Here is a 14,136-nt window from a genome sequence, read left to right as displayed (position 1 = left end):
AATTTAGAATGGAGATGATTTTAAATGGGGTATCCTGGAATGCCACCCGGGTTTTGGGTAGAACTTATTAAAATATTATCAGTTGCTATTTTACTGGTCGGCGTTATTCCAGCTGTTTTTCGTTATAGAATGGGTGCAAGTAAAAAGAAATGGTTTTCATATAATCATATAAATGAATTTCATAAAAAAGTCGATTGGACATTGCGTATAGTTTTTATGATTTCTCTTATAATTAGTACAATCCTTATTAATAGTCAGCCCTTTATAACATATACAATATTTGGTGTTTTTGTACTAACTCAAATTGGTGTTCAAGCATATATAGAATGGAGATTTTCGGATAACAGAAAAGACTTTCAGGTATCACTAATCCAGCTTACCTTAACTTTTATTACCTTACTTGGATTCGTCTTCTGGTTAGAATATTTTTCATAGGAACAATTACTTTAAGTAGATTTAATAAAGCAAACGAGCGCGATTGTTGGCTAAATACTTTTTGAAAGGGGAGCTTTGGCTACTCTTTTTTTTGTTTTGTTTGCGGTTTTCCCTTTGAAACTTTTTCTGGACATCTAATTTTGTGGTACCTGTACGTCAAGAAAAGACTAGCAATTCGCACACCTGAATAAACATACAAAAAAAAGCAAACAGGTGCCAATTTGTCTGATTTTCATTCTATTATTACACAATTATAGTGAATTAACTAATTAGTTCTTCGAGCAGGTACCTGACACTATTACTCCCGCCGTCTCCATATTGAGAAATCTTTAAATTACAAATAGCATGTGACTTTAAGTATATTTTAGGCAAGGTTATACTTAAAACTATTCCATACAGCCAAAATCCAGGTTTAAAAACCCTATTACTTTGGTTTAAAGGGTATTATTTAGTAATATTAACATCAAATAAACAACACAAAAAGCGCCCGAAACCGTAAAGGTTTTAGGCGCTTTTTGACTCAACACTATTCAGTTTATCATTTGTGAAGAGAATTCAAATACCAATTTACGTGACATCCATTTCGTCAAGGGTTATATAGTTACTATCCTTTGACCTTTAATAGACGAAGTGCATTTAAAATAACGATCAGCGCAGCACCGGTGTCACTTAATACAGCAACCCATAGCGTTAACCAGCCAGGAAGAATTAATAGTAAAGCTACGATCTTTACGATTATCGAAAACCAAATATTTTGTTTGATAATGGATAATGCTTTTCGACTTAGCTTAATTGTATGTGGCAGTTTGTCTAAGTTGTCTGCCATTAAAACGATATCTGCAGTTTCCATTGCGGTATCTGTACCAGCACCACCCATCGCTATCCCAAGGTTTGCAGTAGCTAGTGCAGGGGCATCGTTTATACCATCACCTACCATGGCTACTCGATAGCCTTCTTCTTGCAATTTTTTTATCACATCTACTTTTTCTTCTGGTAATAATTCAGAGAAATAGCGATTCACGCCAACTTCTAAAGCGATTGCTTTGGCAGTCCCTTCGTTATCACCTGTCAGCATGACCACTTGTTCAACGCCTATTTTTTCTAGGCTTACAATCGCTACTTTAGTTGCTTTTCGGATTGTATCTGAAACGCAAATTATCCCTAAAATCTTTTCGACCGTCCCTATAATGATAATGGTTTTCCCTTCATCTTGCAGTCTTAAAATTTCGTCAAGATGATTATCAATAGGAGTGTTGACCTCTTCAAACAATTTTTTGTTTCCTGCAAAGTAGAGTACATGACCGATTGTTGCTTGGATCCCTTTTCCTGCAAGGTTCTTAAACTTTGAACCATTCTTTGCTTGAATGCCTTTCTCTTTCGCGTAGTCCACTATTGTTTTAGCGATGGGATGTGTGGAGTATTCCTCTAACGTTCGAGCGATTGATAACATGTTTTCTTCTGAATCATTAAAGACTACTACATCAGTAACTTTTGGTTTTCCTTCAGTGAGTGTTCCAGTTTTGTCAAAGGTGATGGCATTAATTGTTCCTGCAATTTCTAAGAATGCTCCACCTTTAATAAGAACGCCATTTTTGGCAGCATTTCCAAGAGCTGAAACAATGGCAACTGGGGTCGATATAACGAGTGCGCAAGGACATGCAATCACTAACAGCGTTAGCCCTTTATATATCCATTCATCCCAAGTACCAAATCCAAATAATGGGGGAACGAGCATGACTAAAAGAGCAAGTATGAATACAACAGGTGTATAAATACGTGCGAATTTATCAATAAACGCTTCTGTAGGCGCCTTTTTCTCTTGAGCTTCTTCAACTAAATGAATGATTTTAGAGATAGTTGTATCCTCTATAAGTTTCGTAACTCTAACGCTTAGTGAGCCATGTTCATTTATAGAACCTGCATACACGAAACTACCTTTTTCTTTATCGACAGGGATGGATTCTCCAGTTATAGTGGCCTGATTGACACTGGATTCACCTTCTATCACATCACCGTCTAATGGGATTCTATCCCCAGGCTTCACGACAATCAGGTCATTAATTGCTATCTCTTCAACAGGCTTTTTGATTAATTCGCTTCCAATTTTAACCCAAGCTTCTGGAGGAGCTAACTCCATAAGTCCACGAATCGATTTTCGTGTTTTTTCGATGGCGCGATTCTGCAAATTAAGCCCTAATGCAAACAGCCAAACAACGGTGGCCCCTTCAAGCCATTCGCCTAGAAAGGCAGCCCCGATTGCAGCAGCTGACATGAGGACGTTCATGTCTAACGAACGGCTTCTAATCGCATAATAAGCACTCTTCACAGGTTTATAGCCACTAATTATCATTGCGATCGCGTACATTGTTATCGTTAAATAAGGAGAAATTCCCGTGTAAGAGTCGATAAATCCTAGCGTAATTAATATACCTGAAAAAATGACAGCCCAATTCTGATTACTAGAACGTGTGGAGGAAGGCGGCTGCTTATTGTTAGTGATGAGTGATGCTTTAAATCCAGCTTTAGCTACTTCGTTAATAATGTCTTCTGGGCTATTTTCATGTTCAATCTTCATTTTGCCCGTTGAAAAATTCACCTGAACGTGTTTGACAGTAGGAAGATTATTCAAGTGGTTTTCAATTGTTAAGGCACAAGATTCACAATCCATGCCTTCAATAAAGTAATTATTCAAGTTGGTATTAACTTGAATAGGTTCAATTTCAAAACCAAGCTTCTTCATTTGTTTTTGGATGAACTCAAATTCAAGTTCTTCAGTCGAACTAACCTGCATTTTTCCTGTACTATAGTTTACGTTTACTCCATCGATACTTTGTTGAGTGCTTAGACTTTTTTCAATTGTCACCGCACAAGCTGGGCAATCCATTCCATAAACTCGAAATTCCTCTTTCAATCCTTCATTGAGGTTTACGTTAACCGGATTTAGAATTTCTTTTGAATTAGTGCAACAATCGACTGAAACAATCGAAGTCTTATCTAGTTCTTTACCGCTGCAGCAATTTGTTTGTTCCTCTACTTTTGGGGGTTCTATTTGGCTCGAACAGCATTTTTTGTCCATTTTTCGCACCCCCTTAACTTATATGATTTTCACAACAAGCAACATTGCCTTCAATTTGACTAAGTACATTATCAAATGTGTCTAATAACTCTTTAACTTGCTGATTTCGCAATCCATAGTAGACGTATTTTCCCTCTGGTCTTCCTACAATGATCCCACACCCTCTGAGACAGGCTAAGTGCTGCGAAATATTTGACTGATTACCTTCTATACTTTCAACAATTTGTGATACAGTCTTTTCCTCATATTTGATGCACTCTAATATTTGAACCCTTGTTTTATCTCCGAATGCACGTAAAAACTTTACTTTAAGATCTAAATCTGTCTGATTCATGCTATCTCTCCTTATATATTAGACAAGACTAATATGATTTGTTATTATCATATTAGCAACAACTAATATGTGTGTCAATTTTATGTCTTTATCTTATAGTAGCTGTGAACAATGCGTGTTTTTTCCAAAAGAAATGTTTTAGTATGTTTCTTTTCTTGTACACTAAATTTTGATTTAACGCTATTGAGAGGAAGAGAAGCAATGAAGAGGATTATTAGTGCAACATTAATTTTGTTGTTCACATTTACAACCACTGTCTCTGCACATACCGGTTTAACGATTTCCTCACCGGCTGACGGGGAATACATAACTGAAGATGTCTATGAAATTGTATTGGAATTTAATTCGAAAATCGAATCGACAAGTACTGTGAAGGTCTTTGACGAGAGTAAAGAGGAGATCATCATCAGTAATACTCAAGTGAGTGATAATGTGATCACAGGAGGTTTCATGTCGCCATTGGATAATGGCGCATATACAGTAGAATGGAAGATTATCGGTGCAGATGGGCATCCGATACAAGGAACTTATTCATTTATGGTAAGTCAAGACGAATTAGAAGAGCCAGTAGTAACTGAAGAAAACCAAGAGACATCTGATGTGCCAAAGGAAGAATCAATAGAAGAACCTGTAGAGCAGTCAATTGAAGATTCATCAAAAATAGCATCGAATGATGTTCTTGTTCTAATTCTTGTTATTTTATTTACGATAGCTGGCGGATTTTTTGGATGGATCCTAGGAAGAAGGCAAAAGTAAATGGTTTGGATTTATATTTCTGAAAGTCTTTTGTATCTCTGTTTTTCGCTATTAATGGGATCATTTATCCTTCAATTTATCCCGGAACGGCTGAAACCCAAAATAAGCATCCCTAAACGCTTGATCCAACTTTCCGTGTTAGGAATTATATTCTTTTCAGCTGCACCCGTAATTCGAATCATCTTGTTTCTTTATGAAGATATTGGGTTAATGTTAACAATGCAAAATGTTCTCGGTGGTTTTGAAGTAGGGAAGGCTTGGAATGTCACAGTCATACTTGCACTGTTTTTTTATCTGTTTGTTTCGTTGTTTCCGGTATTGAAAAGCAAAGTACTGGCTGGTATATCTCTAGCTTTTACTTTCATTCTTCTCTTGGCGTTGGGATGGGCAAGTCACGCAGCATCCCTCACTGAATGGAGTGGATTCGTTGTTCACTCATTACACTTTTTAGCTGTTACAGTCTGGGTAGGTATACTCCTGATCGTTGGTTGGTGTTCAAAAAATCAAGAGAATTGGCTTTCTTATTTAAAATGGTTTACACCTTTGGCAATTGGCTGTTTTCTCACGATCATGGGAACCGGAATATATCTTATGACATTAGTCATCGATGTGAATGAGTATGGGGACACATGGATGCTACCATATGGACAAGCCTTACTGTTGAAGCATCTGACCATCATCCCTGTTTTATTTTTTGCTTTTATTAATGGATTTTGGATTAGGCGAAAATTGCAACGACAAGAGCAAATCAATCCAATACCATGGTTGAAGTTCGAAAGCATACTACTTTTCTTTACTTTTGTTTCGACAGCGGTCTTGGGCCAACAGGAACCACCTCACAGTATTGAGATAACTCTTGGTGGTAGTGGTTCTTCGGCAGTCTTCGATTATTTTTATTCAGGGATTATTGATCCTTCAATGCATGTGCAATTCGGATTAAATACAATAAGTACAATGTTTTTCATAGTGGCGATCATCTTCATGTGGCTTATCTTATATAGCTTCAGGAAAAAGGCTCCCGCTAGTGTTTCTTTTTTCATGGGAATGTTCTGTATCCTTTCGCTATATTTAGGATTAATAGCTAGCATTCAATAATTGGGTAGAAAAATAATAGAGAAGAGGTATTTGATGAAACAGAATAAGAATTCAAATATGAAATTTATAGTTGTATTAACACTTGCGGTAGTACTAATATTGGCGGCAGTCGCTGTACTCAGCAATAAACAAGAATCCTTGCCAACAGATATAAAGCAAATCGATGTCACTGGGCAGCCCTCACTGGGGGAGAAAGATGCTCCTGTAACGGTAGTTGAATTCGGTGATTTCAAATGTCCATCATGTAAAACATGGGGGGAAATAATTTATCCGAAATTAGTTAATGATTATATCGACACAGGTAAAGTTAACTTTTCATTCGTGAACGTATTATTCCACGGTAAAGAATCGACTTTAGGATCGATTGCCGCTGAATCCGTTTATGAGCGGAACCCCGATGCGTATTGGACGTTCCATCAAGCACTGTTTGATGCACAGCCTGTTGAAAATCATGATGGACTATGGATAACACCTGAAAAGATACTGGAAATTGCAAGTGCTTATCCTGAGATTGATCAAACATTGTTGAAAGAAGACATGGAAAAGGAAGCGACAATGGAGAGCGTTAAAATCGATGAAGCTTTAGTAAGAGAAGCAGGAATTTCAATGACTCCGTCCATTGTGATAAACGGAAGAATGATGGAGGACCCCTTTGATTATGAAGCCATTAAGTCAGCAATAGAACAAGAGATGATGGTATGTCAACACTAAATCAAACGATATTATTAAGGGCTAATTTTTTATAAGCAACCGGACTTAGGTAGCCTAATGTACTGTGCGAACGGATATTATTGTACCAATTGACATAATCGAAAAGTTCAAGGGACAACTGGTTAAGGGTTTGATAGTGCGCTCCGTTGATTAATTCTGTTTTTAAAATCTTAAATGTTGCCTCTGCCACCGCATTGTCATAAGGATTCCCTTTATGGCTAAGTGATCTTTTAATTTTATATCCACTTAATAATTCATCGATACCAACGTTTTTAAATTCAGAACCGCGATCTGTATGAAACAAGTTCACATTTCCCAATGGGTATTTAACAGAATCGAAGGCACGTTGAACTAGAGCAGCGTCTTTTTGTGCTCCTACGCTCCACCCGACAATTTCACGATTGTATAGATCGATTAAGAAACAAACGTAACTCCAGCGATATCCTACTTTCACGTATGTTAAGTCGCTTACTAACACGGACATCTCTTTGTCCACTTCAAATTCTCGATTTAATACGTTTCGAACGGATTCTTCATTTGGTCTTGTTGCCATTGGTTTATAGGAAGGTTTGGCGTATTTTGATTGAAGTCCAAGTTCGCTCATCAATCTTCCAATTCGGCGTCTCGAGATTGTAAGGCCTTCTGTCTCTTTATCTAGTTCTATTTTTAGTTTCCGAGTACCATAAACGTGTCGGTTTTCATTGAAAACCTTAGCGATCTTTTCTTTTAATACGCGTTCTTCTGCCTGTTTTATTTGTTCTTTTTGAGCGGATACTTCAGTGTCATAATAGAAGGTGCTACGCGCAATTTTCAGGATTTGACACATTGCTGATACCGAATAGGTGTGACGGTTTTGTTGAATCACATCTATTTTCGTCCCATGATCAGCGCTGCTTGCTTTAAAATATCTACTTCCATTTCCAGTTGCTTATTTCTCTTGCGTAAGGCAATCAACTCCTGCTCTTCTGGAGATTGATTATCTTTCTCTGTGAATGAACCAGACTGCCTGAATTGTGTAATCCACCTATCAAAAGCAGATGCGGTTAATTCATATTCTTTGACAATATCTTGTCGGCTTTTTCCGTTTTCATATAGGGCTACCACTTGTTTTTTGAAATCTGTAGAAAACGTTCTTCTTTTTACGGACATAGTAGATCTCCTCGCTTCTTGTGTATTATTCTACTAGCCCCTAATTTAATTGTCCAACTAAGTGTAACCTATCCAATGAAGGATAAAGACTGATGGAGGGTACTAAAAGAAAGGAATCCAAACCGCAGGGATATTTATTATATGGCGCTTGGGTTGTTTCATTAGTTGCAACGTTTGGGAGCTTGTACTTCAGTGAAATAAAAGGGTTTATTCCGTGTGAGCTATGTTGGTATCAGCGGATTCTCATGTACCCCCTTACTTTGATATTAGGGATTGGAACTTTTCAAAATGACAGTTCCGTAAAAAAGTTCGTTCTTCCGTTAGCACTTATTGGAGGAGGTATATCTTTCATGCATTATTTAGAGCAGAAGATACCCGGCTTTGGAGGCATCAAGCCGTGCGTGAGTGGTGTACCTTGTAGTGCCCAATATATAAATTGGTTTGGGTTTATTACGATACCATTTTTAGCATTAGTTGCTTTTGTGATTATTGCTTGCTGTATGGTTTTTATCAAATCAAAGAAGTCTCTTGAGTAAATAAAGTTACTTTAATAAATGAACCGTTACTTCCTTACATAAGGAATAACGGTTTATTTTTATTTTCAATCAAATATATGTTGCGGATTATTTAAAGCTCTACTTGGAATTATTGGAATTACCAGTTCAAATGGATACTGAAGTTCTAAGTGTAATAAAAACTGAAGGCGGTTTTTGTGTAGAAACAACTAAAGGTATATTTAATGCGACAAACATGGTGGTAGCCACAGGACCATTTCAAAAAAAGCGGGTCCCTGCATTTTCGAATTTACTTAGCGGAAATATTGTACAGTTACATTCTTCTGAATATAAGAATCCTAGCCAATTACAAAAAGGAAATGTTCTTGTTGTAGGAGGTGGTAATAGTGGTGCTCAAATCGCAGTTGAAATAGCAGAAGAAAAAGAAACATATATAGCAGTAAGTAAAAAGCTTAGTTATTTCCCATTAACTATTGGTGGGAAAAGTGTGTTTTGGTGGTTTGATAAATTGGGAATATTAAAAGTAACTAACACATCATTTTTTGGGAACATAATTCGGGGGAAAGGCGATCCGGTCTTCGGAACTGAATTGAGAAATGCTATAAAAAAGGGCGGTATTATTCTTAAGGGAAGAGTAACAAGTGCTTTGGATAGCTCAATCATATTCGAGGATTCAACTACTTTAGAAGTGAGCAACATAATATGGGCAACCGGATTCCAACAAGAGTACGAATGGCTAAGAATGGAAGATGTAATTGGTAATAAGAAAGAAATTATTCATAACAGGGGGGGTAGCCCAATAAAAGGACTCTATTTTTTAGGTCTACCATGGCAATCACGTAGGGGGTCCTCACTGCTTCAGGGAGTAGGTTATGATGCCGAGTATATTGTTGAACATATTAGAAGACAGAACTATGAGAGAGATAATTAGTGTGTAAAAGAGAAGGTTGAAGCCAATTTTAGATTAACAGTCTAACAAACTAAATCGACAAAATTGATGGTGTCAAGCAGCGGGGTTGATAATCAAAATTCAGCTTTGAGCAAAACTCCGCACGCATTGATGTAATTTCAGGATGTTTTTCACATGAATTATTCAAATGGAATCCTCTGCCATCTGTTATTGTTCGGCAGATATTAATTTAGTCGTTAATCATAAGTATGCCTAAATTATTATTAAGCAATTAATTACCTGAAATCAGGATATTGATTATTTTATCTTAATTTAAGCGGAAGTGTTGGTATGACTGGACTGGAAAGTATATGGCGAAATAAGCGGCGAAGAAATGATTAAAATCACAATTTTTGGCATCATTATAGCAACAACATATAGTAAACGAAGACGATTTCATCTTGTGATGAGGTCGTTTTTTTGGGGCAAATTATTGGGTACTTGCGTCGCACAAAGACAAACAATTCATACGCCTGAATATACATATAAAAAAAGTAGATAATCTCCAGTTTTACTGATTTTTATTCTATAATTGTACAATTGTAATGAATTACTTGATTAGCGCCACGCATAGGTACCTGAAATTTAACATAGAGAGGAATTCGGTCATCGGGAAACTGATACCGTAGAAGATAAGAAATCAGATGACACAATAACATACCGATTTCCATACACTATTCAAAAAGGAGATTTTACCTTTATGGATAGCAACTGCGAACTAAGCCATGTGACAAAAGCCTATCTGGACCATTACTACGATATCCTCAATACTATGATTTGTGATATGACAAGTGTTACCCTCACCAATAGTATTTCAGATAACTTTATTAAGCAGATGATTCCACATCACTTAGCAGCAATTAAAATGTCTAAAAACATACTACAGTACACAACAAATCTTCAATTGCAAAGTATCGCCACAAATATCATTTCAGAACAAACAAAAAGTATCTCAAATATGCTAGCTATACAATGTAAATGTAGTAAGCTGACAGATTCAGAATATGACCTCTATCTATATCTGAATAATTTCAATAAAATAGCTGAAACAATGTTTATGAAGATGGGTTCGGCCGCTATTACAAACGACATAAACGCAAACTTTATGCGAGAAATGATTCCTCATCATAAAGGTGCTGTCCGGATGTCAAACAATGCACTTATGTTTAATATCTGCCCTGAACTCAAACCAATTCTATATGCAATCATAACTTCTCAATGCAAGGGCATAAAACAAATGCAACAACTGCTAAGAGAACTCGATAACTGTTAATGTAAGACATCCGTTAGTCGTTAAAAGAGAAGAAATTAAACGGAGAACTACAGATGATGCTGGAAGAGACGGAGGATGTCCCGCCGACAACAGTGAATATCTATTATCGGAGTGAAAAGGCCAAGATATTTCCCTTCCCACGATGATTATTCAAGTGTTTGGACAGGCTTATATGTAGAGGTCTAGCGAATGGGCTCCATTGTGAACGTTAATAAAAATCGGGATATTGTACCTGATCATTGATCGAATTTCAATAAATCAAAAAGCAGGCATGCCAGCACATATCGGCTTTTTACGATGTATGAGATCCGTCCGTGTGAACGTCCATGGCGGCCGGTATATACTACTGAAATCAATAAAGCAGCTCTGACTCAGACAAAGGGAGGGGATGCAGATTGTGGGGTACACGTTACTCATTCATTCAAAGTTAAAAAAGCCTAATCCCTCCGTATCTTAGGCGAGGAATTAGGCTTATCATTTTCAACAATAGCACCCGATGATTGAATAAGTATGTTCATCACCTATTTTCTTTCTTGTCCCTATTGGTGAAAAACGTAGACATCAAAACTATAAAAACAGGCAATATACTCCATAAAAAGAATCCCCAATTATGTGTAATTAAAGATAATACTAAGAAAAAAGCAAGTGCTCCAATTGAAATGTAAACCGTACGTTCTTGATATTTATTCAACATACACACCCCTTTTTGGTATTGGAAATATTTTGCGTGAAATTTAATATACATTTTCCTTAAATGGCCCTATTACTGCACAAATTTATTTCGTTATCGTGCACGTTTTTGAGACTGCGTTATTCAACAAAATGACTCTATTCCTAAATCGGTACAGAACCTCATTCTAGAAAAGAGCCTATTTATCGAACAAGTTGAAAATTACTTTTTAGGCATAGCGAATGTCGCAGAAATACCATTGATTTCTTCGATTTTCTTAAATATTTCATTAAGAACTTCTAATGCTCTTTCATTTGATTCGTACTTCCCTAAATCTTTACTCCATTCGTCTAAAGACGAACCGCTAACAAAACCTTTTATTTTTTCCCGTTTACAGTAACTTCTTTTACATTTATCAAACTGTGCTTATCTTGTGTAGAAATCCATAACATAGAAAAACTCATCCCCTTTGTTCGTATTTGTCCGAATTATACCACAATTTAGCTCGATTATTGAAGACAGTTCTTCTTGAAATTCAATCAAAAGAGTACAATAAGTATGTAAGCGCATATTTGACGCTTACGGGACAAGTTACTCATTCGATCATGAAAGTTCACACAAACTTGTTTGTTCCATTAATGATCGGGTGAATACACTTTGAAAAGATAGAACAATAACTCCATCTTTTTTAAACGCTTAATGAGGCAATGCCTATGAAAATATGGGATGTAGATTTATTTCAGGATGGGCTACAGCGCAACATTACTATGTTGGACAGGCTAAGCGGTGAGATGGAAGCGATCCACCATGCAGTGGAGGGGCTAGTTCAGATGGAGGAACAATTTAAAGGAGCCGGGGGTAATGCCATTCGTTCATTTTACCAGGAATGTCATTTACCATTTCTTCATTTTTTCCAGTTGTTTTCCGAACAGTTCAAACAAGTGCTTCAGCAGATGGAGGCAGCACTTCATTCACTCGAACCTGATTCAACCGGTTACATATTAGAACCATTCCTAGAGGGAGAGCTAGAACAGGGACTTACGCTAATTGGTCGCCTCACCGCTAGTTTGACGGATGAGGCAAACAGTATCATGGATCAGGTGAGTGATATTGTCGGACTGCCCCACTTAGATGATAGCGGAGTGCAGGAGGGAGTCATTCGTTCTAAGAGAAAACGTGATGATACGAACTCACAACTGTATGAATTTGATGCAACTCAGACTACTGTACTACATCCCATTGAACAAGATTTGCAGACGATGAACACGTGGCTTACGGATATGGAGGGACTGTTCCAAGCAGGAGTAAAGGATATCAGCTTCGTGCCGAGCCAATGGAATGTTCTGACGTTTAGAAGTGAAATTAGAACAGAACTGTTCCCAAAAGTGTACTCAAATCCAAATGACTTATGGGTAAAGGAACATCAACAGCTGATTGGTACGATGATTACTACAGCGACTTTTCAAACCCTTGAAGGGAAAAAAGTAAACACTGTCAAAGAGAATCTGGATGAAAATATAAAATACCATATGTATGAAAATGGTTTACTCATTAAAGAGTATGTTGTAGGCCAAACAGTTTTCTATGAAGTTGTTTCCAAAGTTGACTATAGGGAAGAAGAGACCGTTAAAGTCGACAAACCCAAAGAAAACAAATTACTTGATTCTTTCCAGTTTGGATTAGATTTAGCAGGGCTTATACCTGTTGTTGGTGAAGTCGCAGATGGCGTAAATGGTGTTATCTATACGGCAAGAGGGGATGCATTAAATGCGGCCCTTTCTTTTGGAGCGATGATTCCAGTTGCTGGCTGGGCAAGTACGGGTGGGAAATTAGCCTTAAAAGGAACGATTTAAATCAAGTAAGTAAAGTGGTAAGTACAGAGAAGATGGCGTCCATTTATTCGCCAATTTACCAAGATGTCGTCAACAGTCCACTAGGAAAAACTCAAAATCAACTAGATCTCTTAACTAATACTCATTACCAATTGGGTACGCCAAATGCCCTTGCATTCAATATGCCATTCCCAAAAACAGATATTCCTACGAGTATCAAAGTTGGAGATGTTAAGGTTGAAGTGAAGAATGTGGATGTTGGGGGTAAGGGTACGGGAAAAGGTAATATAGTCAACGAAGTTAAAGAAATTGACTTCGGAAAGCACATAATAAAAGGTGAAAATGGTAAGAAACAACTACTTCCAAATACTAAGTATGTAACCAATAATAACTACAAATATACTACTGATGAACTTGGAAGTATAGTAAATGTAAATGCTCCTGAACTTGTATTGAAAAAGGCTGATAGAAATAAATATGCCCAGGCAAATGTAGGGGGAAAAGACAGATTACCAGATGATGATGGCGGACATTTAATAGGAGCACAATTTAATGGTCCTCCTGATATTGATAATCTTGTACCACAAAATAGTCAAATTAATAGGAGGGGTGGAGTTTGGTACGAAATGGAGACTGAGTGGGCCAATGCATTGAAAGAGATACCACCGAAGAAAGTTTCTATTAGCATTGATCCAATCTATTCTAATAATTCAATGCGACCTGATTCCTTTATGGTCGAATATGAAATTGAAGGACAATTCCCAGTGATTCGTGAGATTGCAAATAAATCAGGAGGCTGATATTGATGAGTTTTGAAATAGAATTAAACAAGTTATATAATAAAATTGCACAACAGGTTAATGATATGATTCCAACTGAATGGGATAATTTCTATTTTAATGGTGAAGTTAAGGAGGGAGAAGGAGGAGTTTTCTTCTTTTTTACACCCCAAGGTGAGGAGCAACACGTTTATTCACATTATATTCCAAAATTATATAGTATAGATAAGAGGGCTTATAATAAAGAACTACATAAATTATTGCAACTAACTGTTGAACTTCAAAAAGTTTTTACTGATAACGACCAAGAACCTTGGTTTTCAGTGACATTATTATTAAATGATACAGGAAAATTAAATGTACATTTTGATTATACAAATTGGCATGAAAGTGAATTTGGCCCAACAGCTAGAATTAAGTATTTTGAATATAAATATGTAAGCCAAAACAAAGAACAGCCAGATTTAGATTTAATAGAGAGAATGAAGGGATTTGAAAAAAAGTAAACAATAAAGCACTTGATTGCCTTTTAGGCAACAGGTGCTTTTGTTTTTGGCGAGAA

Annotated in this window: 13 protein-coding genes; 10 read left to right on the top strand and 3 right to left on the bottom strand. The window is 36.8% G+C overall.

Features of this window, described 5'->3' with window-relative positions; translation table 11 throughout:
* Positions 1 to 24 precede the first annotated feature (24 nt).
* Positions 25 to 435, top strand: coding sequence for a DUF4181 domain-containing protein (locus MKZ26_RS09925; protein ID WP_340766060.1), 411 nt, complete (start codon positions 25 to 27; stop codon positions 433 to 435).
* A gap of 604 nt (positions 436 to 1,039) precedes the next feature.
* Here MKZ26_RS09925 and MKZ26_RS09920 read toward each other — a convergent pair.
* Positions 1,040 to 3,511 carry a heavy metal translocating P-type ATPase gene (locus tag MKZ26_RS09920; RefSeq protein ID WP_340766057.1) on the bottom strand — a complete coding sequence of 824 codons (2,472 nt, stop codon included), beginning with the start codon at positions 3,509 to 3,511 and terminating at the stop codon, positions 1,040 to 1,042.
* A 13-nt stretch (positions 3,512 to 3,524) separates the two neighbouring features.
* Positions 3,525 to 3,845 (bottom strand): ArsR/SmtB family transcription factor, encoded by a 321-nt coding sequence (locus MKZ26_RS09915; protein ID WP_067206104.1) that lies wholly within the window; start codon positions 3,843 to 3,845, stop codon positions 3,525 to 3,527.
* 201 nt (positions 3,846 to 4,046) lie between these two features.
* Between MKZ26_RS09915 and MKZ26_RS09910 the strand changes: the two genes are divergently transcribed.
* The 3 genes from MKZ26_RS09910 (at position 4,047) to MKZ26_RS09900 (ending at position 6,407) form a co-directional block, all read left to right on the top strand.
* The gene (locus tag MKZ26_RS09910) at positions 4,047 to 4,601 is read left to right on the top strand and encodes a copper resistance CopC family protein (protein WP_340766055.1); all 555 of its coding nucleotides are present in this window, start codon (positions 4,047 to 4,049) and stop codon (positions 4,599 to 4,601) included.
* A 210-nt stretch (positions 4,602 to 4,811) separates the two neighbouring features.
* A complete protein-coding gene (locus MKZ26_RS09905; RefSeq protein ID WP_340766053.1) occupies positions 4,812 to 5,696 on the top strand; it encodes a copper resistance D family protein in 885 nt (294 codons plus the stop codon).
* Between the two features lie 33 nt (positions 5,697 to 5,729).
* The gene (locus MKZ26_RS09900) at positions 5,730 to 6,407 is read left to right on the top strand and encodes a DsbA family protein (RefSeq protein WP_340766051.1); all 678 of its coding nucleotides are present in this window, start codon (positions 5,730 to 5,732) and stop codon (positions 6,405 to 6,407) included.
* A gap of 1 nt (position 6,408) precedes the next feature.
* Here the strand turns inward: MKZ26_RS09900 and MKZ26_RS09895 are convergent.
* Positions 6,409 to 7,556 (bottom strand): IS3 family transposase gene (locus tag MKZ26_RS09895; RefSeq protein WP_340766049.1). Its coding sequence is split into 2 segments (ribosomal slippage): positions 6,409 to 7,310 and positions 7,310 to 7,556, totalling 1,149 coding nucleotides; the frame shifts between segments, so codons are not numbered across the junction.
* Between the two features lie 92 nt (positions 7,557 to 7,648).
* On the opposite strand from MKZ26_RS09895, the gene MKZ26_RS09890 reads away from it, so the two are divergent.
* The 6 genes from MKZ26_RS09890 to MKZ26_RS09865 all read left to right on the top strand — a co-directional run bounded on the left by MKZ26_RS09890 (position 7,649) and on the right by MKZ26_RS09865 (position 14,080).
* Positions 7,649 to 8,092 (top strand): disulfide oxidoreductase, encoded by a 444-nt coding sequence (locus MKZ26_RS09890; protein ID WP_067206113.1) that lies wholly within the window; start codon positions 7,649 to 7,651, stop codon positions 8,090 to 8,092.
* 55 nt (positions 8,093 to 8,147) lie between these two features.
* Positions 8,148 to 9,002, top strand: coding sequence for a flavin-containing monooxygenase (locus MKZ26_RS09885; protein WP_340767635.1), 855 nt, complete (start codon positions 8,148 to 8,150; stop codon positions 9,000 to 9,002).
* A gap of 718 nt (positions 9,003 to 9,720) precedes the next feature.
* Entirely contained in the window at positions 9,721 to 10,293 is a 573-nt protein-coding gene (locus MKZ26_RS09880; protein WP_340766047.1) for a DUF305 domain-containing protein, read from the top strand.
* A gap of 1,383 nt (positions 10,294 to 11,676) precedes the next feature.
* Positions 11,677 to 12,816 (top strand): ribonuclease YeeF family protein, encoded by a 1,140-nt coding sequence (locus MKZ26_RS09875; protein WP_340766046.1) that lies wholly within the window; start codon positions 11,677 to 11,679, stop codon positions 12,814 to 12,816.
* Positions 12,817 to 12,848: 32 nt separating this feature from the next.
* Complete coding sequence (locus MKZ26_RS09870; protein WP_340766044.1) at positions 12,849 to 13,595, top strand: DNA/RNA non-specific endonuclease; 747 nt, start codon at positions 12,849 to 12,851, stop codon at positions 13,593 to 13,595.
* Positions 13,596 to 13,600: 5 nt separating this feature from the next.
* Positions 13,601 to 14,080, top strand: coding sequence for an immunity protein YezG family protein (locus MKZ26_RS09865; protein ID WP_340766042.1), 480 nt, complete (start codon positions 13,601 to 13,603; stop codon positions 14,078 to 14,080).
* The last annotated feature ends 56 nt before the right edge of the window (positions 14,081 to 14,136 follow it).

This window comes from Sporosarcina sp. FSL K6-6792, from assembly GCF_038004885.1.
GTDB classification, from domain to species: domain Bacteria; phylum Bacillota; class Bacilli; order Bacillales_A; family Planococcaceae; genus Sporosarcina; species Sporosarcina psychrophila.
The sequence above is the reverse complement of the archived record's forward strand: the minus strand, read 5'-3'. Positions and strand labels throughout refer to the sequence as shown.